General features: G+C 71.8%; 18 protein-coding genes and 1 tRNA gene. 14 read left to right on the forward strand and 5 right to left on the reverse strand.

All coding sequences use genetic code 11. The features are described from left to right. Positions 1-89 precede the first annotated feature (89 nt). From ABZ453_RS00805 to ABZ453_RS00815, 3 genes are all read left to right on the forward strand, one after another. Entirely contained in the window at positions 90-770 is a 681-nt protein-coding gene (locus tag ABZ453_RS00805) for a ScbR family autoregulator-binding transcription factor (protein ID WP_133040911.1), read from the forward strand. 226 nt (positions 771-996) lie between these two features. Next, the gene (locus ABZ453_RS00810) at positions 997-2,226 is read left to right on the forward strand and encodes a cytochrome P450 (protein WP_359010194.1); all 1,230 of its coding nucleotides are present in this window, start codon (positions 997-999) and stop codon (positions 2,224-2,226) included. 110 nt (positions 2,227-2,336) lie between these two features. After that, entirely contained in the window at positions 2,337-2,981 is a 645-nt protein-coding gene (locus ABZ453_RS00815) for a helix-turn-helix domain-containing protein (RefSeq protein ID WP_359010196.1), read from the forward strand. A gap of 26 nt (positions 2,982-3,007) precedes the next feature. On the opposite strand, the gene ABZ453_RS00820 is transcribed toward ABZ453_RS00815, so the two are convergent. Next, positions 3,008-3,646: an isoprenylcysteine carboxylmethyltransferase family protein gene (locus tag ABZ453_RS00820; RefSeq protein ID WP_359010198.1), complete on the reverse strand. Its 639-nt coding sequence runs from the start codon at positions 3,644-3,646 to the stop codon at positions 3,008-3,010. Between the two features lie 218 nt (positions 3,647-3,864). On the opposite strand from ABZ453_RS00820, the gene ABZ453_RS00825 reads away from it, so the two are divergent. Next, a complete protein-coding gene (locus ABZ453_RS00825) occupies positions 3,865-4,272 on the forward strand; it encodes a DUF6416 domain-containing protein (protein WP_359010200.1) in 408 nt (135 codons plus the stop codon). 92 nt (positions 4,273-4,364) lie between these two features. Here the strand turns inward: ABZ453_RS00825 and ABZ453_RS00830 are convergent. Continuing rightward, a tRNA-Arg gene (locus ABZ453_RS00830) sits at positions 4,365-4,437 on the reverse strand. A 320-nt stretch (positions 4,438-4,757) separates the two neighbouring features. On the opposite strand from ABZ453_RS00830, the gene ABZ453_RS00835 reads away from it, so the two are divergent. The 7 genes from ABZ453_RS00835 to ABZ453_RS00865 all read left to right on the forward strand — a co-directional run bounded on the left by ABZ453_RS00835 (position 4,758) and on the right by ABZ453_RS00865 (position 12,032). Further along, positions 4,758-6,365: a dynamin family protein gene (locus ABZ453_RS00835; protein WP_359010202.1), complete on the forward strand. Its 1,608-nt coding sequence runs from the start codon at positions 4,758-4,760 to the stop codon at positions 6,363-6,365. Between the two features lie 3 nt (positions 6,366-6,368). Then, positions 6,369-8,318, forward strand: a complete 1,950-nt coding sequence (locus ABZ453_RS00840; protein ID WP_359010204.1) for a YfjP family GTPase — start codon at positions 6,369-6,371, stop codon at positions 8,316-8,318. 289 nt (positions 8,319-8,607) lie between these two features. Then, a complete protein-coding gene (locus tag ABZ453_RS00845) occupies positions 8,608-9,078 on the forward strand; it encodes a single-stranded DNA-binding protein (RefSeq protein ID WP_359010206.1) in 471 nt (156 codons plus the stop codon). 295 nt (positions 9,079-9,373) lie between these two features. Next, a complete protein-coding gene (locus ABZ453_RS00850; protein ID WP_359010208.1) occupies positions 9,374-10,780 on the forward strand; it encodes a Cys-Gln thioester bond-forming surface protein in 1,407 nt (468 codons plus the stop codon). A 21-nt stretch (positions 10,781-10,801) separates the two neighbouring features. After that, positions 10,802-11,176, forward strand: coding sequence for a hypothetical protein (locus ABZ453_RS00855; protein ID WP_359010210.1), 375 nt, complete (start codon positions 10,802-10,804; stop codon positions 11,174-11,176). 33 nt (positions 11,177-11,209) lie between these two features. After that, the gene (locus ABZ453_RS00860; RefSeq protein WP_133040921.1) at positions 11,210-11,509 is read left to right on the forward strand and encodes a zinc-ribbon domain-containing protein; all 300 of its coding nucleotides are present in this window, start codon (positions 11,210-11,212) and stop codon (positions 11,507-11,509) included. Next, a complete protein-coding gene (locus ABZ453_RS00865; protein ID WP_359010212.1) occupies positions 11,502-12,032 on the forward strand; it encodes a hypothetical protein in 531 nt (176 codons plus the stop codon). Before ABZ453_RS00860 ends, ABZ453_RS00865 begins: the two co-directional genes overlap by 8 nt. Before the next feature lie 47 nt (positions 12,033-12,079). Here ABZ453_RS00865 and ABZ453_RS00870 read toward each other — a convergent pair whose 3' ends face one another. Further along, positions 12,080-12,562, reverse strand: coding sequence for an SMI1/KNR4 family protein (locus ABZ453_RS00870; protein ID WP_359010214.1), 483 nt, complete (start codon positions 12,560-12,562; stop codon positions 12,080-12,082). 141 nt (positions 12,563-12,703) lie between these two features. On the opposite strand from ABZ453_RS00870, the gene ettA reads away from it, so the two are divergent. From ettA to ABZ453_RS00885, 3 genes are read left to right on the forward strand one after another with little or no spacing between them, the layout of a single operon-like run. Next, positions 12,704-14,368 carry an energy-dependent translational throttle protein EttA gene (gene ettA, locus ABZ453_RS00875; protein ID WP_359010216.1) on the forward strand — a complete coding sequence of 555 codons (1,665 nt, stop codon included), beginning with the start codon at positions 12,704-12,706 and terminating at the stop codon, positions 14,366-14,368. Positions 14,369-14,374: 6 nt separating this feature from the next. Then, positions 14,375-14,782, forward strand: a complete 408-nt coding sequence (locus ABZ453_RS00880) for a thioesterase family protein (protein ID WP_356768354.1) — start codon at positions 14,375-14,377, stop codon at positions 14,780-14,782. Continuing rightward, entirely contained in the window at positions 14,779-15,450 is a 672-nt protein-coding gene (locus ABZ453_RS00885) for a hypothetical protein (protein WP_359010218.1), read from the forward strand. Before ABZ453_RS00880 ends, ABZ453_RS00885 begins: the two co-directional genes overlap by 4 nt. 12 nt (positions 15,451-15,462) lie before the next feature. Here the strand turns inward: ABZ453_RS00885 and ABZ453_RS00890 are convergent, their stop codons facing one another. Next, positions 15,463-16,419 carry an ABC transporter ATP-binding protein gene (locus tag ABZ453_RS00890; RefSeq protein ID WP_359010220.1) on the reverse strand — a complete coding sequence of 319 codons (957 nt, stop codon included), beginning with the start codon at positions 16,417-16,419 and terminating at the stop codon, positions 15,463-15,465. Positions 16,420-16,525: 106 nt separating this feature from the next. Then, positions 16,526-19,243 (reverse strand): ABC transporter permease, encoded by a 2,718-nt coding sequence (locus ABZ453_RS00895; RefSeq protein ID WP_359010222.1) that lies wholly within the window; start codon positions 19,241-19,243, stop codon positions 16,526-16,528.

A 19,243-nucleotide genomic window follows, 5' to 3' on the forward strand; every position in this document is an offset into this window, starting at 1 on the left:
TTTTCAAGTCTTGTAAAACCGGGGAGGTGGTTTTATTCTCCGGGAGATGTGAGCTCGGTCGGTTCGCGCAGAGGGCACGGAGGCAGGCAGTGGCACAGCAGGATCGGGCGATCCGGACGCGCAGGAAGATCATCCTGGCGGCGGCCGAACTGTTCGACGAGGTCGGCTACGAGGCGGCGACGATCGCCGAGGTCCTGAAGAAGTCCGGGGTGACCAAGGGCGCGCTGTACTTTCACTTCGCCTCCAAGGAGGAGCTGGCCCAGGAGGTGCTGGCGGGCCAGGTCGCCGCGCTGCCCCCGGTGCCGCCGCGGGACCTCGCCCTGCAGCAGACCCTGGACGAGGCACTGCTGTTCGCCCATCTCCTTCGCCTCGGTGACCCGATGGTGCGCGGCAGCGTCCGGCTCACCGTGGAGCAGGGCGGCCCGCACGACGGCCTGGACCGGCGCGTGCCGATGCAGGGCTGGATCGACCACAACCTCGAGGTCCTCACCCAGGCCAAGGCGGCCGGCGAGTTGCTGCCGCACGTGGACATCGCCTCGACGGCCACCCTCTTCACCGGCTCCTTCACCGGCGTCCAGGTGCTGTCGAAGATACTGACCGGCCACGCCGACATGGTGGACCGCGTCACGGATCTGATGCGCACCCTCATGTCCGCCATCGCGGTCCCCAGCGTCCTGGTACGGCTGGACTTCGCCCCGAACCGGGCGGAGCGGGTGTACGAGGAGGCCCTGCGCCTGCGCGACGAACCGGCGGCACCTGCGACGGTGTGATGCCGTCGGGGGCACGGGGGTGGTGTGATGCCGGCGGCGGGCACACGGGGGCGGTGTGGTGTCGGCGGGGGAGACGGGAGCGTTGTGATGCCGACGGCGGGCGCACGGGAGCGGTGTGATGTCGGCGGGGGAGACGGGAGCGTTGTGATGCCGACGGGGGTTCTGCGGGGCGGGAAGTCGGCGCGCGGGCCGGGTGCAACGCATTGACGAACGAACGGAGTACAGGGTGACGAAGGCGATCTCCGGCGCGTACGTGCTGGACGTGACCGGCCGGGATCTCGCCGCCGAGGCCGCGCTGTTGCGCGAACGGGGTCCGGCCGTCGAGGTCGAACTGCCGGGCGCCGTACGGGCGTGGGCGGTCGTACGGCAGAGCTGGGTGGAGCGGCTGCTGGTCGACCCCCGGGTCTCCAAGGACGCCCGGCGCCACTGGCCCGCCTTCGCCGAGGGGCGCATCACCCCGGACTGGCCGCTGTTCCCCTGGGTGGCCAACGAGAACATGCTCTTCGCCTACGGTGCCGAACACGCGCGGCTGCGCAGGCTCGTCGCCGGCGCCTTCACCGCGCGGCGCACCGCCGAACTGGCTGGCCGCGTCGAGGAACTCGCCGCCTCGCTGCTCGACGCACTGGCCGCGAGCACGGACGAGGAGCCGGTCGAACTGCGGTCCGCCTACGCCGAGTTGCTCCCCCTGCAGGTGGTGTGCGAGCTGTTCGGCCTCGCCGAGGGTCCGTCGAGGGACGAACTCTGCGGCGCACTGCGCATGGTGTTCTCCTCCAGCGCCTCGGCGCAGACCATCCAGGAGGCCCGAGCCACCGCGTTTCGCCTGCTGGCCGAACTGGTGGCCGCCAAGCGCCAGAACCCGGGCGACGACCTGACCTCCTCCCTCATAGCCGCCCGCGACGACGGAGACCGGCTCACCGAGAACGAACTGCTCGGCACCCTCTTCCTGATGATCGCCGCCGGCCAGGACACCACCTCGACGCTCATCGTCAACGGGGTGGGCGCGCTGCTGACCGACCCCGCCCAGCTGGAACACGTCCGGGCGGGCCGGGCGAGCTGGGACGACGTGGTCGATGAGACCATGCGGGTGCACAGTCCGGCCGCCTACTCGCCGATGCGTTTCGCGGTGGAGGACATCGACCTGGACGGCGTGCGGATCGCGCGCGGCGACCCCATCCTCGTCTCCTTCGCGGCCGGCGGACTGGAAACCGACCGCCACGGCGAGGACGCCGCCCGCTTCGACCTCCTGCGCACCGACCGGGACGTCCTCGGCTTCGGACACGGCACCCACCGATGCCTCGGGGCCCCGCTGGCCGTCCTGGAGGCCACGGTCGCCCTCCGCTCCCTGTTCCAACGCTTCCCCGGCCTGACGCTGGCGTGCGCCCCGGAGGACCTGCGCCCGCTGCCGACCTTCCTCCTGAACGGCTTCGGCAGGCTGTCGGCGGTGCTGCGCCCCTAGGCGGGCGCGGCGCCCCCGGTCCGTACGTCTGCCAGATCCAGCCCTACAAACCGTCGCAGCGGTTTGTTATGCTCGACTCCTGATGGCGAACCCTGGGGAGTGACGAGCTCATGGCCATGCAGGAACGCGCGATCCGTACGCGTAACGCCCTCATCAGGGCTGCGGCCGAACTGTTCGACCAGGAGAGCGCGGCGTCGGTTCCGCTCGCGGCCATCAGCGCCAAGGCCGGTGTCAGCAACGGTGCGTTGCACTTCCACTTCCCCAACAAGGCGGCCCTCCTGGACGCGGTGGTCGTCGCGGCCGAGGCCCGGCTGCGCCGGATCACCCGCCCCCGGGAGGCGCGCCCCGTGCAGGCCCTCATCGACGCCAGCCACGACCTCGTCCAAGGGCTGGGCCGGGACGTGGTGCTCCGCGTCGGTTTCCGGCTCAGCGCCCGTGGCGAGAGCTCCGAGTCGGCGCCGGACCTGTGGCGGGACTGGCAGCGCTGGGTCGAGGCCACACTGGCCCGCGCGGAGGCCGAGGGGGCCCTGGTCTCCGAGGCCGCGTCGAAGGAGGTCTCGGCGGTCGTGGTGGCCGTGGCGGCCGGACTCCAGGCCCGCGGTGAGAGCGATTCCCGCTGGCTGGAGCGGGGGGTGCTGACCCGCTTCTGGGCGCTCGTACTGCCACGGCTGGTGGGCGCGTCGGCACGGCACCGGTTCAGCGCGGCGGGAGGCGGACAGGTGCTTCAGGGGGTCCCCCGGGCGCAGGGGGCATGAGCGTGCGGTCGGGCTGGTCTGCCGGCTCAGTGGAGCTTCGGGTGCCGTGCCGTAAGGAGTGGGCGAGGGCGCGGGACCAGCGCCGGGACGCGGGCGCGATAGGCCTCGTACTCCGCACCGAACCGCTCCGCCATCAGCCCGTCCTCGATCCTGACCCGGCGCAGCAGCCAGGGAAGGGCGGCGGCCAGGAACAGGATCCATATGCCGAAGCCGTCGGCGAGCATGCCGCCGATGATCAGCCCGAGCAGCCCGGCGTATATGGGGTGGCGGACCAGGCGGTACGGGCCGTCGGTGCGCAGCTCATGGTGCTCCCGCACACTCGGGACGCCGGCCCACATGGTGCCCAGGACCCAGCGGGCCCACAGCAGCAGCGCGGTGGAGGCGACGGCGAGCACGGCACCGAGCACGGCGAGCTCCGGCTGCCAGTACTGCAGGTGGCGCCAGAAGGAGTGCGGGGTGCGCCCGGCCAGCGTGAAGAAGACGAAGATCCCCGCGATCAGCAGCGCCCGGCGGGTCATCGTACGCCGCACGTCACGAGCCCAGCCGCCGCCCGGTCCGGCCCGGCTCTTGGCACCGAAGTACACGGCGCCGGCGATCCAGGCCACGACGAAGACCAGAACGCAGAGGCCGACCAGGCCGACGAGTGCGGAATGAAGCGAGTCCATGCCTCCAGCCTGCGCCGCCCGCCCCGCGACCACCACCACCCACGGGTAGAACCCGGTCCCCACCCACGGGTGGAGATCACACCCGGGCGAAGCGCCCCAGGCGCGACTGCGAACCCGCGGTCCATCAGATCCTGGACCCCGATTCGACCCGCAGTGCCCTGGCGGATCTGTACGGTTCGAACAACGCACATGTCAGTGACTGACCGTTGGGGGCGGGCATGACGGAGTATCTGTCCGAGGTTGATCCGCGATGGGCGAAGCACTCTGGCGAAGAGAAGCACCACGGCGCCCCGGAATGGGGCCCGGAGGACTTGGGGCGCGCCACGGTGTTCCTGGCTGAACTCGCGCCGCAGGCTCGGCAGGTGTTCGAGTACCTGCTGCGCAACCCTGGCCGGAGGATCCACTGCACGGAGTTGGTCGATCACGCCCTCGGCGGCCCGAACGGGGGCGCTCCGGCGCAGCGCGTGGCAGGCGTGCTGTCCGGGATGGGCAAGGGGTACAGCGGCAGTGGGCGGCGGCTTCCGTTCTATTGGTGGGAGGCCCCTGAGGGGAGCGCGGGTGCGACGTACGCGGTCCGCCCGTCGGTGGCAGCGGTGTTCCTGGCCGCTCAGCTCAAGACCGCGTGATCCGCCCAGGCCCGCGGAGACAGCGACCGACTCCTCCGATACCGACTCCGACCAGCAAAAACGCCGCCCCCGGAGGGACGGCGGAGACTGGGCGCCCCCGGCAGGACTCGAACCTGCGGCCAAGCGCTTAGAAGGCGCCTGCTCTATCCACTGAGCTACGGGGGCCGGTGTGTGGCCTCTGTCTTGGGTGCCCGGGTGTGGGCCGATCCGTGACGTCGCCGGGGACAAGGATAGGGCTCCCGCGTCCGTGTCCCTGTTGCTTCGCCTCCGTGGCTCGATGTGGAGGTTCGGTGAAGCGGTCCTGATAATCGCAGGCAGGTACGAATCGTGCATCGCTTTTGGCGCCTCGCGCACCGGGTGTTGTGCACTCGTTATGCCTGGACTGTGCCCTCGCCCCAGTCGTCCCTTCTGCCCCTTGTGTCCGGTCGGCGCGCAGACATGCCCATATGCTTCAGAATTCCCCTAAAATTGGGCATTCTTCGCATGTGGTGACCTTGGACGTACGGCCTCAGCTGCTCGACGCACTCTCCGCCCTGCGCGACCGTGTCGCCGCCGCACGCTTCCCGCTGCCCCTGGCGGGGGCTCCACGCGCGCGTGCCAACCGCGACGAACTCCTCGCGCAGCTCGACGACTACTTGGTGCCCCGCCTGCGGGAGCCCGAAGCCCCGTTGCTGGCCGTGGTGGGGGGATCGACCGGGGCCGGGAAGTCGACCCTCGTCAACTCCCTTGTGGGGCGGCGCGTGAGCGAGGCCGGCGTGCTGCGGCCGACCACACGGACACCGGTACTCGTCTGCCATCCGGAGGACCATCACTGGTTCAGCGGCATGCGGGTGCTGCCCGACCTCACGCGCGTGTGGGTGCCTCACCAGGAGGCGGCGGAGGACCTGTTGCTCCCCGGCGAGGACCCCACGCGCGTCCTGCGTATCGAGACCGCCGACACAATGCCCCGCGGCCTCGCCCTCCTCGACGCCCCCGACGTCGACTCCCTGGTCGCCGACAACCGCGTCCTGGCCGCCGAACTCATCTGCGCGGCCGACATCTGGGTGATGGTCACCACGGCCGCGCGGTACGCCGACGCCGTCCCCTGGCACCTGCTGCGCACCGCCAAGGAGTACGACGCCACCCTGGTGACCGTCCTCGACCGCGTGCCGCACCAGGTCGTCTCCGAGGTGTCCCGCCAGTACGGCGCACTGCTCACCAAGGCCGGCCTCGGCGACGTACCGCGCTTCACCGTGCCCGAACTGCCCGAGTCAGCCTGGGGCGGCGGGCTGCTGCCGGCCACCGCCGTGGCGCCGCTGCGCACCTGGCTCGTCCATGTGACGCAGGATCCGGCGGCGCGGCAGCACGTTCTGGCCCGTACCGCGTACGGGGTGCTGAACTCCCTCAAGGCCCGCCTGCCCGAACTCGCCGGCGCCGCCGCCGCCCAGTACGCCGCCGCCCTGCGGCTCACCTCCGCCGTCGAGGGCGCGTACGACAGCGAGCACACGCGCGTGCGTGGGCGGTTGCAGTCGGGGGCCGTACTCGCCGGGGACGCGCTGAAGCGGTGGCGCGCGTTTCCGCTCGACTGCAGCGCGGGTGAACTGCTCGACGCGCTCGTGGAGAGCCTGGCCGCGCTGCTGCTGTGCGCCGTGACCGCCGCCGACGAGCGGGTGGACGACGCCTGGCGGCGCGAACCCGCGGCGGGCGCCCCCGAACTGGCGGACCGTGACCCGTCCCTGGAGAGCGCCGAGCACCGGATCGGGATGGCCGTGCGGCGGTGGCGGCGGGAGCTCGAGGAGTGCGCCGAGGACGAGGTGCGTGCCCTCGACCGGAGCGCGGCGCCCGACCCGGAGGCGGTCGCCGCCCTGGTCGCCACGGCGCTGCTGGGCGGGCGACGGGCGCGTTCGGCGGGCGAGGGGCTGGCCGAGCGGATCGGGGCGCACGGGGCGCTGCGGCTTCGCGACCGGGGCGGACGGCTGCTCACCGAGCACCTGGACCGGGTGATGCATACCGAGCGCGAACGCCGGCTCGCCCCCCTGGACGCCCTCGACGTCCACCCCGAGCCCCAGGCCGAGCTCATCGCCGCGCTGTCCGTACTGCAGAAGGAGAGGTGACCGGTGACCGCCGTCACTGACCAGGACCACACCGAGCACACCGACCACGCGGGGGACACGGTGCCCAAGGACGACGACCGGGAGAACGGCCTCAAGGGGGAGAGCTCTTCCGGGAAGGGCCTCCAGGAGGAGAACGGCGACGACAGCCACCGGGCGGGAGCCCGCGAGCACCACGCGCGCGTGGAGAGCAGCGACTCGGGTCGTCCGGACTCCGCGCATTCCGGGGACACCAAGGCCTCTGCGGACCCCGCGGACTCCTGGGACGACGGGCTCATCGCTCGCCGGGTGACCGAGGAGGCCGCCGCCGAGCACGCGGCCCTGGCGGAGAGCCGGGCGCACAGCGCACCGTCTGCCGGCCCGCTCACCTACGACAGCACGCTGCGCTCGCGTCTCATCGCCCTGCGGGAACTGGTCGGACTCTCCCGCACCCGCCTCGACAGCCGGACGCTCGCCGAGGCCGGACGGGTGCTGGATGAGGCGGCGGCGCGGCACAGGCTCTCCGGGCAGCACACCGTGGTCGCCATCGCGGGCGCGACCGGCAGCGGCAAGTCCCAGCTGTTCAACGCGCTCGCCGGAGTGCCCATTTCGGAGACCGGGGTACGACGGCCCACCACCGCCGCGCCCATCGCGTGCAGTTGGAGCGACGGCGGCGCGAGCCTCATCGAACGGCTCGGCATCCCGCCGCGACTGCGCCGCCGCCCCGTGCAGAACGCCGACACGGACGCGCAGTTGTGCGGGCTGGTCCTGGTCGACCTGCCCGACCACGACTCCGCCGCGGTGCAGCACCGCCAACACGTGGACCGCATCCTGACGCTCGTCGACGCCGTCATCTGGGTGGTCGACCCGGAGAAGTACGCGGACGCCGTGCTGCACGAGCGCTATCTGCGGCCCATGGCGGGCCACGCGGAGGTCATGTTCGTCGTCCTCAATCAGGTCGACCGGCTGCCCGGCGAGGCCGCCGACCAGGTCCTCGACGACCTGCGACGGCTCCTCGACGAGGACGGGATCGCTCTGGGGGAGTACGGCGAACCGGGCGCGACCGTGCTCGCGCTGTCCGCGCTCACCGGCGACGGCGTCGGTGAACTGCGTGAGGCGCTGGGCCAGTTCGTGGCGGAACGCGGCGCCCCGGCACGCCGGATCTCGGCCGACGTGGACGCCGCCGCGGTCGGCCTGCGGCCGGTGTACGCCACCCGGCGGCGGACGGGGCTGAGCGAGGAGGCGCGCGACGAGTTCGCCGCCCGGCTCGCGGACGCGGTGGGCGCCACGGCCGCGGGCGAGGCGGCCGAACGGGCATGGCTGCGCAACGCCAACCGCGCGTGCGGGACGCCCTGGCTGCGGCTGTGGCGCTGGTACCAGGACCGGTTCGAGCCGCATACCGGGCGGCTGCCGGTGCGCGCGCAGCCCGACGAGGAGGCCACGGCACGCCAGCGCGTCGAGCAGGCCGTACGGACACTGGCGGACCGGGCCTCGGCCGGGCTGCCGGCGCCATGGGCGCAGGCGGTGCGCGAGGCGGCCGTACGGGGCTCTCAGGGGCTGCCCGAGGCACTGGACGAGCTCGCGGGGCGGGCCGGGCTGCCGCCGGGGCGCCCGCCGCGGCCGGGCTGGTGGCCCGCCGCCGTGCTCGTCCAGGCGTCCATGACCATCCTGCAGATCGTGGGCGGGCTGTGGCTGTTGGGGCAGATCATCGGGTTCATGGCGCCCAATCTCGGCGTGCCGGTGCTGCTGATGGTCGCCGGTATCGTCGGCGGCCCGCTCGTCGAGTGGAGCTGCCGGATGGCGGCACGCGGCCCGGCCCGGCGGTACGGCACCGACGCGGAACGGCGATTGCGGGAGGCGGCCGCCGGATGCGGGCGGGCCCGGGTGCTGGATCCGGTGGCGGCCGAACTGCTGCGGTACCGGGAGGTGCGGGAGCAGTACGGGCGGGTCACGGGGGCCGGAGCGACGGCGAGGTGAGTCCCGGGCTGCGGTCGACGGGCAGGTGGGACGGGGTCATGGTGGACCGGCCGCCGGAGGCTCACTTGTACGGGTGAGGGAGTTTTCCACAGGTCGGCGGTGGTCCACAGGGCTCGGCGGGCTCGGGCCTAACGGAGGCAGTCTGGTCGTGCGGCGATCGCGAGGACGTGATCACCGCGGCGGCGACAACGCGAGGAACGTGTGTCGTCGTGGCAGACGCAGCCGTACGGGACGGGCCCGTGGGCATGTCCGTCCGGCCCTCCGTGGCCGGGCGAGGGAGGGGTTCACCATGAACGAGACGATCATCTGCGCCGTCGGCAACGTGGCCACGCGGCCGGCCTACCGGGAGACGGTGACGGGGCCGTCGGCGCGGTTCCGGCTCGCCGTGACCGCGCGCTATCTGGACCGCGAGAAGAACGTCTGGACCGACGGGCACACCAACTTCTTCACGGTGTGGGCCAATCGGCAGATGGCGGTCAATGTGGCGGCGTCGCTCAACGTGGGCGACCCGGTCGTGGTCCAGGGCAGGCTCAAGGTCCGTTCGGAGCAGCGCGAGGGGCAGAACTGGACCTCTGCCGACCTCGACGCGACGGCGATCGGGCACGACCTCGCACGCGGTACGTCGGCCTTCCGGCGCCCGGTCCGGACGGAGACGGGTGTACCGGCACAGCAGCAGGACGAGCCCAACTGGGAGACGACACCCGGGGAGTCGGCGGTGGAGGCAGGGCAACGGGAGCCGGAAGCCGCTGCTGTGACGTGATGTCAGACGAACATCCGAGCTGACATGTCGGACAGTGCCCCGGGTCGACCGGATTGCGGCTTATCGACGAATGCGTCCCGAACGACGTGGTGTATTTGTCGATAAGCCCTGCTCACAGGCCATCTCGGTGATGTCTCGGCGATAACGATTCCGAGTCGGGTGGCTTGTGTGACGGTATGACCGGGAGGCTCGGTGCGTGGCTTCCCTAGGATGCCGGACATAGCTCTTGGGGCTTCTGATGCTGCTGATGTGACCACGCCCCCCATGTCAACGGTTCCTGCACGAAGGGGAATTCGTGTTTGCTTCGTTCTCAGCGCGGTGGACGCGCGGGCGAGGGACGTTCCGTCTCGCCGCCGCGACGCTGGTGTCCGGACTCGTGGCCGCCGGCGCGCTCGCCGGGGCGGGCACGGCGACCGCGGAGGAGCCGACACAGACCCAGGCCGGGGCGACCGCCACGATAGGCGGCCTCAAGACGTACGGCGCCGCGGTGATCCACGACGCCACCGGGGACGTGCAGGTCTCGGCGGGCCTGTTCGAGATGTCCGTCGACGGCGGAGGCATGCTGCAGACGTACTGCGTCGATCTCCACAACCCCACGCAGCGGGACGCGAAGTACCAGGAGACCTCCTGGAGCGGGACCTCGCTGGGCGCCAACAAGAACGCGGGCAAGATCCGCTGGATCCTCGAGAACTCCTACCCCCAGGTCAACGACCTCGCGACGCTCGCCGCCGAGGCGGGCGCCAAGGGGCTGACCGAGCAGGACGCGGCGGCCGGCACCCAGGTGGCGATCTGGCGCTACTCGGACGGCGCCGACGTCGACGCGGTCGACCCGCAGGCGGAGAAGCTCGCCGACTACCTGGAGAAGGCGGCCGTCTCCGTGCCCGAACCCCAGGCGTCGCTGACCCTCGCCCCGCCCGCGGTCTCCGGCCACCCCGGCGAACTGCTCGGCCCGGTGACCGTGCACACCAACGCGACCGGGGTGACGCTGACTCCGCCGGCTGACGCGGCCACCACCGGGGTACGGATCGTCGGCAAGGACGGCAAGCCGCTGACCTCGGCGGTCAACGGCAGCCAGGTCTTCTTCGACGTCCCCGAGGACGCGGCGGCCGGCTCCGCCGAGCTGACCGTGCAGGCCTCCACGACCGTGCCGGTGGGGCGGGCCTTCACCTCCGACAGCCGCAGCCAGACGCAGATACTGGCCGGCTCCAGCGAGTCCACGGTCTCGGCGACGGCGAGCGCGACCTGGGCGAAGAAGGGCGCCATACCGGCCCTGTCCGCGGTGAAGAACTGCGCCAAGGGCGGCCTGGACATCACCGCGGCCAACCAGGGCGACGAGCCGTTCACCTTCTCGCTCATGGAGGCCACGTACAGCATTCCGGCGGGCGAGTCGCGCACGGTGACGATCCCGCTGCAGGAGGACCAGCAGTACGACTTCACCATCACCGGGCCGAACGGCTTCGACCAGCGGTTCACCGGGATCCTCGACTGCCGGACGCAGGGCAGCGGGAACGGTGACGCGGTGCAGACGCTCGCCGAGCCCAGCCCCGCCACGGTGGGCGGCACCGCCGACGATGCCAACCTCGCCGCGACCGGTGGCTCCAGCGTGACTCCGCTGATCGCGGGGGTGGCCATCGGACTGGTGGTGATCGGCGGAGCGGCGCTCGTCCTTGTGGGAAAGAAGAACGCGCCCACGGGGGAGTGAGGGGGCGGGCAAGATGACTTCATGACCAAGTCATCCGTACCGCCCGTGCGGCAGTCCACCTGCTCCGGTTCCGTGCTGTCCCTGTGGTCGCAGGACTCCGTGCTGTCGATCGGCTCGGTGGGCTCGGTCCTGTCCATCGGATCCGTGGGGTCGGCCCTGTCCGTAGGCTCGATCGGGAGCGCGCTCTCGGCCGGCTCGATCGGTTCGGCGCTGTCGCTGGTCTCGGCGGGGTCGTGGCTGAGCACGGGTTCCGTGCTCTCGGCCCAGTCGCGCTGGTCCGTCCTGTCGTGGCGTTCGTCCCGGGCGTTCCGCTCCGCGGGGGTCGCCGGGGCCGCCGGGGTGGTGGTGGCGACCGCCCTGCTGCTGGCCGGGCGGGCTGCGCGGACGATTGAGTGACGTGGAAAGCACCGACCGAAGAAGGGCCGACTTGTGATCATCTTTGGCACCAAGGGATATCTGTACCAGCTCGCGATACTGACGCTGGTATGCGGGCAGTGCGGCAATCCGGCCGCGCACACGCTCAGGAAGCGTGTCATGAAGTTCACGCTGTTCTTCGTGCCGCTGTTTCCCATCTCGACGAAGTACGCGACGCAGTGCACCTTCTGTGGTGCGGAGCAGAAGCTGACGAAGGAGCAGGCCGAGCAGCTTCAGGCCCAGGCCGCGGGCGCTCCCGGCGCGCCGGCGTACGGACAGCCGCAGCAGCAGCCGTACCAGCACCCGGGTGCCTGACACCGCACGTGCACAGCGCATCCTGCGGGGGCGGGTGATCCCCGGCTGGGAGGTGAGCGGGGCTTTCCTCGTCCTGGCGCTTCTCGTCCATCGGACTCTGATCGGGGCGGCCCGCGTCAGGGAGACCGCGAGGCCCGCCCGAAAGCGGGTCACGCCGCTGCGGCTGGGGGAGGGGCTGATGCTGGGCGCGGCGGTGCTCGGCACGGCATGGGGAGCGGGGGACGATCTGATCCCGGACGCGCAGTACCACGTACTGAGCCCCACGGGGCCGGGCGGCTGCACGGTCGTGGTGCGGGAGACGTCGTTGCTCGTGGTCGGCAACGGCGAGGCGTACGCGGTGGGACACACCGGCCTCGCCCTGGGCGAGTCGGGATCCTGGACGGTCGACGACGGCTACCGCCTCGTGGCGGTGGGCACCTACGCATTGCGCTGGGGCCGGGACGCAGGCGTTCTCCACGTCAGCGGCACGAACACCGGCCCGGTCGTCGGCGGCGCCCTGACCGACGTCTCCTGCGGCCGGTGAATGACCGCGCCCACAGCCACACCGGGCGGGACGACGATACGGACCCGCTACTGATCACGCTCGACGACGGGTTCGCTGTCCAGCAGCGTGTCGACCGTCAGTGCGCCCGTTGACGTGCCGACCAGCCATTCCCCCAGGGTGATCCCCTGAAGCCAGAGCTCTCCCTGGTGGTTGCACCACATGGCGCCCGCGGGATCGCGGAAGTCGACCAGCGACCAGATGGTGCAGCCCCAGTCGTAGAGCAGGACCAGACCGGCGGGGACGCGCCCCGATGGGTCCGGGCCGTCCTGGTACAGCTCGGCGATGTCGTGGAAGTTGCCCTGTGGGTGACCTCCGCGCACACCGAGGACGCCGTCCTCCGGGCCGAATCCTCCGTTGGCCACCTCGCTGTAGAGACGCCGCAGAAGCGGAGGCATCCGGAACCCGATGATCTGTTCGGCATCGGCGATGGCGTCCGCAGTGGCGGGCGGGGGCAGGGTGCCTGCCTGGGCGGCGGCACGCACCGACTCCACGACCTCGTCGTCGGTCACGGTCCCGGCCTCTCCTGTCAAGGCGAGAAAACTCCCAGGTCAGGTCCCCCCGCCCATACGCGTTTCCGCCCAGGGGTGGCGGTACGGCAAGATGGGGTGTATCTGCCCACTGCCAGATTTCAAGCTGCCGGACGGTTTCTCTTGGCTGAGTTCATTTACACCATGCGCAAGACGCGCAAGGCGCACGGCGACAAGGTGATCCTCGATGATGTCACCCTGAACTTCCTGCCGGGAGCGAAGATCGGTGTCGTCGGTCCGAACGGGGCCGGTAAGTCGACGGTTCTGAAGATCATGGCGGGGTTGGAGCAGCCGTCGAACGGTGATGCCTTCCTGTCGCCCGGTTACAGCGTCGGGATCCTGCTGCAGGAGCCCCCGCTGAACGAGGAGAAGACGGTCCTGGAGAACGTCCAGGAGGGTGTCGCCGAGATCAAGGGCAAGCTCGACCGGTTCAACGAGATCGCCGAGCTGATGGCCACCGACTACAGCGACGCGCTGCTCGACGAGATGGGCAAGCTGCAGGAGGAGCTGGACCACGCCAACGCGTGGGATCTGGATGCTCAGCTGGAGCAGGCCATGGACGCGCTCGGGTGCCCGCCCGGGGACTGGCCCGTGACCACCCTCTCCGGTGGTGAGAGGCGGCGTGTGGCGCTGTGCAAGCTGCTGCTCGAGGCCCCCGACCTGCTGCTCCTCGACGAGCCCACCAACCACCTCGACGCCGAGTCGGTGAACTGGCTGGAGCAGCACCTCGCCAAGTACGCGGGCACCGTCGTCGCGATCACCCACGACCGGTACTTCCTCGACAACGTCGCCGAGTGGATCCTCGAGCTCGACCGCGGGCGCGCCTACCCGTACGAGGGCAACTACTCCACGTACCTGGAGACCAAGCAGACCCGTCTGAAGGTCGAGGGGCAGAAGGACGCCAAGCGCGCGAAGCGGCTCAAGGAAGAGCTCGAGTGGGTGCGGTCCAACGCCAAGGGGCGGCAGGCCAAGTCCAAGGCGCGTCTCGCCCGGTACGAGGAGATGGCCGCCGAGGCGGAGAAGATGCGGAAGCTGGACTTCGAGGAGATCCAGATCCCGCCGGGCCCGCGGCTCGGCAGCATCGTCGTCGAGGTCAACAACCTCAACAAGGCCTTCGGCGAGAAGGTCCTCATCGAGGATCTCTCCTTCACACTCCCGCGCAACGGGATCGTCGGGGTCATCGGCCCCAACGGCGCCGGCAAGACCACCCTCTTCAAGATGATCCAGGGTCTGGAGACCCCGGACTCCGGCACCATCAAGGTCGGCGAGACCGTCAAGATCTCCTACGTCGACCAGAGCCGCGAGAACATCGACCCGAAGAAGACCCTCTGGGCCGTCGTGTCGGACGAGCTGGACTACATCAATGTGGGCCAGGTCGAGATGCCCAGCCGGGCCTATGTGTCCGCCTTCGGCTTCAAGGGTCCGGACCAGCAGAAGCCCGCCGGTGTGCTCTCCGGCGGTGAGCGCAACCGGCTCAACCTCGCGCTCACCCTCAAGCAGGGCGGCAACCTGCTGCTCCTCGACGAGCCGACCAACGACCTCGACGTGGAGACGCTCAGCTCCCTGGAGAACGCGCTGCTGGAGTTCCCCGGCTGCGCCGTGGTCGTCTCCCACGACCGGTGGTTCCTGGACCGGGTCGCGACCCACATCCTCGCCTACGAGGGCGACTCCAAGTGGTTCTGGTTCGAGGGCAACTTCGAGTCGTACGAGAAGAACAAGATCGAGCGGCTCGGTGCGGACGCGGCGCGTCCCCACCGTGCCACCTACAAGAAGCTGACCCGGGGCTGATCGGTCTTGCGCCACATCTACCGCTGCCCCCTGCGCTGGTCGGACATGGACGCCTACGGCCATGTCAACAACGCCGTCTTCATCCGGTACCTGGAGGAAGCCCGTATCGACTTCCTCTTCCGGCCGGAGAAGGACTTCAAGCAGGGGTCCGTGGTGGCGCGCCATGAGATCGACTACAAGCGCCAGCTCGTCCACCGGCACCACCCGGTGGACATCGAGCTGTGGGTCACGGAGATCCGGGCCGCGTCCTTCACCATCGCCTACGAGGTGAAGGACGACGACCTGGTCTACGTGCGCGCCTCGACGGTGGTCGTGCCGTTCGACTTCGAGCACGAGCGGCCGCGCCGGCTCACCGACGAGGAGCGTGAGTTCCTCAGCGAGTACCGGGACGACGACGAGGCCGTCGCCGCATGACGGTGCTCCACCTCGCCGACGAGGGGGAGGCGGCGGACCTCGCCGCCTTCCTCTCCCGGCTGCTGCACTACGACCGCGGGGCCGCCGTCCGTCTGCAGGCCGCCGGCACCGCACTCGCCGTCTTCGGGCGCCCGCCGTCCTTCGAGGTGCTGGCGATCCGCGCCGTGCGGCTGGCGAAGCCGTACGAGAACGGGCTGGACGTCATCCTGGACGTGACCGTCTCCGCCGGCGAACTCCTGGAGTCCGTGGACGAGTCGGCGGCCACGGCCGTCGTCCCGGACGCGGTGACCGGACCGCCGTGGGCGGGAGTGCTGCCCCCGCGCGGTGGCTGGCGGCCCGAGCCGGGGCTGCCGGCGCCGGACTCGTTGCGGTCCATGGTGTCCGCCGCGGTCGCCGAATTCCGGTCCCGGACCGAGGAGTTGGCGACCGAGCAGCGTACCCGGGCCGAACTCGACCGGATCGGGCGGGAGATATGGTCCCGCACGGTCGGTGACACCCGCCTTCCGGTACGGGCCGTGCACGCGGCCCAGTCCCTGGGGTTCCTGCGCGCCGGGGGCACCGAACCGGCGTTGTTCTCGTCGGGGGCGTGGCTGCGGCTGCGGACCCCGTACGGGTCGATCGCCGTACGGCGGGCGGGACTCGGCGCGCTGGACGTCAGCGTCCGCTGACCGTCCACCGCCTCACGTCCGGTCGCTGTCGTCCGGCCATACGGCGATGTGGTCGGGTTCCAGTTCGAGGGCCACGCGGTCGCGCATGCCCAGGGCCTGTGTGTACTCGGCGGGCAGCTGGAGGCGGCCGGCCCGGTCCAGCATGGCGTACTCGCGGGCGACCACCGTCTCGTGGCCGGTCGTCTCGTCGACCTCGCTGCGGCGCAGGACCTCCGTGGAGGTGCGGCCGTCGCGGATGGCGACCGTGCGGCGGACCTCCCCGGCCACGGCCTGGTCGTGGGTGACGATCACGATGGTCGTGCCGAGGCGTTCGTTCGCGGTGCGGAACGCGGCGAAGACCTGCTCGGCGGTGTGGGAGTCGAGTTCGCCGGTGGGCTCGTCGGCGAGCAGGACCGCGGGGTCGTTGGCGAGGGCCACGGCGATCGCCACGCGTTGCTGCTGGCCGCCGGAGAGCTGGTGCGGGCGGCGGTCGCCGCAGTCGGGGATCTCCAGCAACTCCAGGAGTTCCAGAGCGCGTTCGGCCTGCTCACGGCGCTTGCCCGGGCCGGCCAGCTGCATCGGGAGGGCGATGTTCTGGGCCGCGGTGAGGTAGGGGAGGAGGTTGCGGGAGGTCTGCTGCCAGACGAAGCCGACGGTGCTGCGGCGGTAGGTGAGGCGGTCCTTCGCGGTCATCGTGAGGAGGTCCTGCCCGGCGACGCGGGCGGCTCCGGCCGTGGGGGTGTCGAGGCCGGCGAGGATGTTCATGAGGGTGGACTTGCCGCTGCCGGACGCGCCCACCAGGGCCATCAGTTCGCCCTCCTGCACGAGGAGGTCGAGGCCTTGCAGGGCCTGGACCTCGATGCCGTCCGTGGAGAAGACGCGGACCAGCCGGTCGCAGGTGATGAGCGCGTCCTGGCCGTAGAGGGGCTGCTCACGGGCGGACCGGGCGCGGGCCGCGAGGTCGGCGAGGGTGGGGTCGGTCCCTGTCATCACACGCTCCCAGCTGTCGGCGTCGGTATCCGAGGGGCACCACGAATCATCCGAAGGCCACCACTCGTCGTCCAAAGGCCACCACTCATCATCCGAAGGGCTTCCCTCATCGCGCATCTCCCGCCCGCAACTCCCCGACCGTCCCTCGTCGCCCCGTCCACCACGCCTGGACTCCCGCCACTCCCACCGTCACCAGCACGATCGTGACCGCCGGGAGGACCAGGGAGAAGACGTCCGTGCGCAACGCCGCGTCCCCGACCGGGGCTTGGTGGCCGGCCACCGCCACCGTCGTCAGGTCCAGCCCCGGGGACAGGAGCCGGATCGTCGCCCACCCCGTCAGGGTGCCGCCCAGCGCCGCCAGCCCCGCTTGCGGCAGGGACTCCAGGACCAGCAGACGGCGGCCGGCGGAACGGGGGAGCCCCATCGTGCGCAACCGGGCCAGCAGGGCCGTGCGTTCGGGGGAGGTACGCAGGAGCGTGAGGAGGAGGGACAGGACGGCGTAACCCGCCCCCGCCGCCACCGCAGCCGTGTAGACGTGTTCCGCGCCGGACTGGAGCGGGGAGTCGGCGTAGCGGGCGCGTTCGGCGGAACGCAGTTGCAGCGGCGCCGAGGTGCCGACGGCCCGGCGCAGGGCGGGGACGTCGAGGTGGGAGCCGGTGAGGAGGAGGGCGGTGGGGCGGCGGGTGGCGGGCGTCAGGGCCGTGCGGTTCACCACCAGGAAGTCGTCGCCGATCACCGCGGGCGTGCGGGAGCGGACCGCCGTGATGCGGACGGTGATGGTTCCGCCGTCCTCCAGACGGACCGCCAGCGGCCGGGTGCCGTAGCGCGAGGCGACGGAGGGGGAGGCCACCGCCGGGACCGTGCCGTCCGCCGAACGGCCCGTCAACTCGCCCCCGCCGAAAACGCCGAGCCCCGTCCGGGACGCCAACTCGGCGTAACCGCGCGGGTCCACGCCCACCAGCGGCACCGAGGTGCTCTGGTCGCCGGGCTTCGCCTGGTACTCGATGCTCACCGCGGCCGTCCCCCGCACACCCGGCGTCCGGCGGACCCGGTCCGGCAGGGCCGTCGGCAGCGCTCCCGTCGCCGCTTCGACGCGGGCGTCCGCACCGACCGTGAGGAGGGCCGCCCGGTCGCGGGTCGCGTGGACGCCGGCCAGGACCGAGCCGCCGAAGGCCGCCGTGGTGAGGGCCGTGAGCAGCGCCAGCAGGGGGAGGGCCGTGGAGGCGGAGGTGCGGGCCGCCCGGGCCAGGGACAGGTGGGCCACCGTGCCGCGCAGCCGGGCGGCCGGGCGGGACAGGGCGCGCAGCGGGAGCGGGTAGAGACGCACCAGCAGCAGGGCGGCCGCCACTCCCACCAACACCGGTGCCAGCGCGGCCAGTTGATCGCCGTCCGTGCCCTGCCGACGGAGGGTCTCCACCGCGCCCAGGGTCACCACGAGCAGCGTCAGCTCCGCGACCGTACGGCGCCGGGACGGTCGTACGGACGTGACGTCCCCTCGGCCCGCGTGGATCCGTACGGCGTGGTGCGTGGCCACCGCGCGCAGCGGCAGGGTCAGACAGGCCAGCAGGGTGACGGCCGCCGCGGACGCCACCGCCTGGCCGGTGCGGGCGTGGGGGAGGGCGAGCAGGGCGATCGCGAGGCCCAGGGCGCCCGCCGGGACGGCGACGACGGCCGTCTCGGCGGACAGACGGGCCGCGAGGCCGGGCAGGGAGGCGCCCCGGGCGCGCAGCAGGGTCAGTTCGGCGCGGCGGCGGTCCGCGGCGAGACCGTCCGCCATCAGCAGCACGACCACGGCGACCGTGCCCGTGCCGAAGGCGGCGACGGCGACGAGCGGGCGGACGCCGTCGCGCAGACCGGTGAAGGAGCCGAGGATGTCGTCGAAGCCGGTGTTCACGGTCGCCGACATGTCGGTCAGCGCGCGCACCTGCCGCAGGGCCGGGCCGGACTCCAGGGAGGCGACGGCCGAGCGGAGGCGGTCCACCTGGTAGGCGTGCAGATGGAGATCCGCCGGGGCCAACTGCCAGTAGCGCCATGCGGCCGAGGGCGTGCCCAGCAGCGCCGGGGCGGCCTCGGGAGCCAGCAGCAGGGCGCCCAGCCAGTACTGGGCGGCGTCGGCGCCCCCGCCGGGCACACGGTTCAGGCTGGGCGTGCGCAGCAGGGGCTGACTGGCCCAGTACGGGCCCTGCGGTTCGCGCGGGGTGACGATGCCGGTGATGTGCACGGCGAGGGCCAGACGCCGCTCACCGGGTACGTGGATCACCGAACCGACCTTGATACGCAGGGACTTGGCGGTCTCGGCGGTCACGGCCGCCTCCACGTCACGGGTCTGTGCCGTCACCGGAGCCGTGGCCCGCGGCAGCCGGCCGGTGACCTTCTCGGCGTGCGCGCCGACGCCCTGCTGGGCGGCGAGGGAGAACTGCGCCGGCAAGCCGCTCGGCCGCGGCAGCCACAGATCCGGCACCTGCAGCGGTACGGCGGTGCGCACGCCGTACGTCGACTGGGCGCGGTCGGCGACCAGCGGGCGCGGGACGGCGCGCAGGAGCCCCGCGTACTGCATGCCGAGCCGCCCGGGGCTCAGCGCCAACTCCCGTCGCTGCGGCGACAGATAGGCGGAGGGTGGCTCGGCGAACACGGCCACGTTGGTGGCCTGTGGCCGGGCCCGGTCGACCGACCGGCGCAGGCCGGCGTCCTCGTACCGGTCGACCGCCCGCGGCAGCGCGGCCGCCAGACACGCGGTCACCGCCACCAGCAGCGCGAGCGCGAGAGCGGCGACGGGGGCGGTGCGCAGCCGCGTCCGCACCCAGGGAGCCGGCACCGAGTTCAT

The organism is Streptomyces sp. NPDC005799, from assembly GCF_040630525.1.
Lineage (GTDB): Bacteria > Actinomycetota > Actinomycetes > Streptomycetales > Streptomycetaceae > Streptomyces > Streptomyces griseorubiginosus_B.

Excerpts from the sequence above, each read along its gene's own strand:
- ABZ453_RS00855 (WP_359010210.1), top strand. The coding sequence starts at position 10,802 with ATGACCAAGTCATCCGTACCGCCCGTGCGGCAGTCCACCTGCTCCGGT.
- ABZ453_RS00845 (WP_359010206.1), top strand. The coding sequence starts at position 8,608 with ATGAACGAGACGATCATCTGCGCCGTCGGCAACGTGGCCACGCGGCCG.
- ABZ453_RS00885 (WP_359010218.1), top strand. The coding sequence starts at position 14,779 with ATGACGGTGCTCCACCTCGCCGACGAGGGGGAGGCGGCGGACCTCGCC.
- ABZ453_RS00825 (WP_359010200.1), top strand. The coding sequence starts at position 3,865 with ATGACGGAGTATCTGTCCGAGGTTGATCCGCGATGGGCGAAGCACTCT.
- ABZ453_RS00820 (WP_359010198.1), bottom strand. The coding sequence starts at position 3,646 with ATGGACTCGCTTCATTCCGCACTCGTCGGCCTGGTCGGCCTCTGCGTT.
- ABZ453_RS00890 (WP_359010220.1), bottom strand. The coding sequence starts at position 16,419 with ATGACAGGGACCGACCCCACCCTCGCCGACCTCGCGGCCCGCGCCCGG.
- ABZ453_RS00895 (WP_359010222.1), bottom strand. The coding sequence starts at position 19,243 with ATGAACTCGGTGCCGGCTCCCTGGGTGCGGACGCGGCTGCGCACCGCC.
- ABZ453_RS00815 (WP_359010196.1), top strand. The coding sequence starts at position 2,337 with ATGGCCATGCAGGAACGCGCGATCCGTACGCGTAACGCCCTCATCAGG.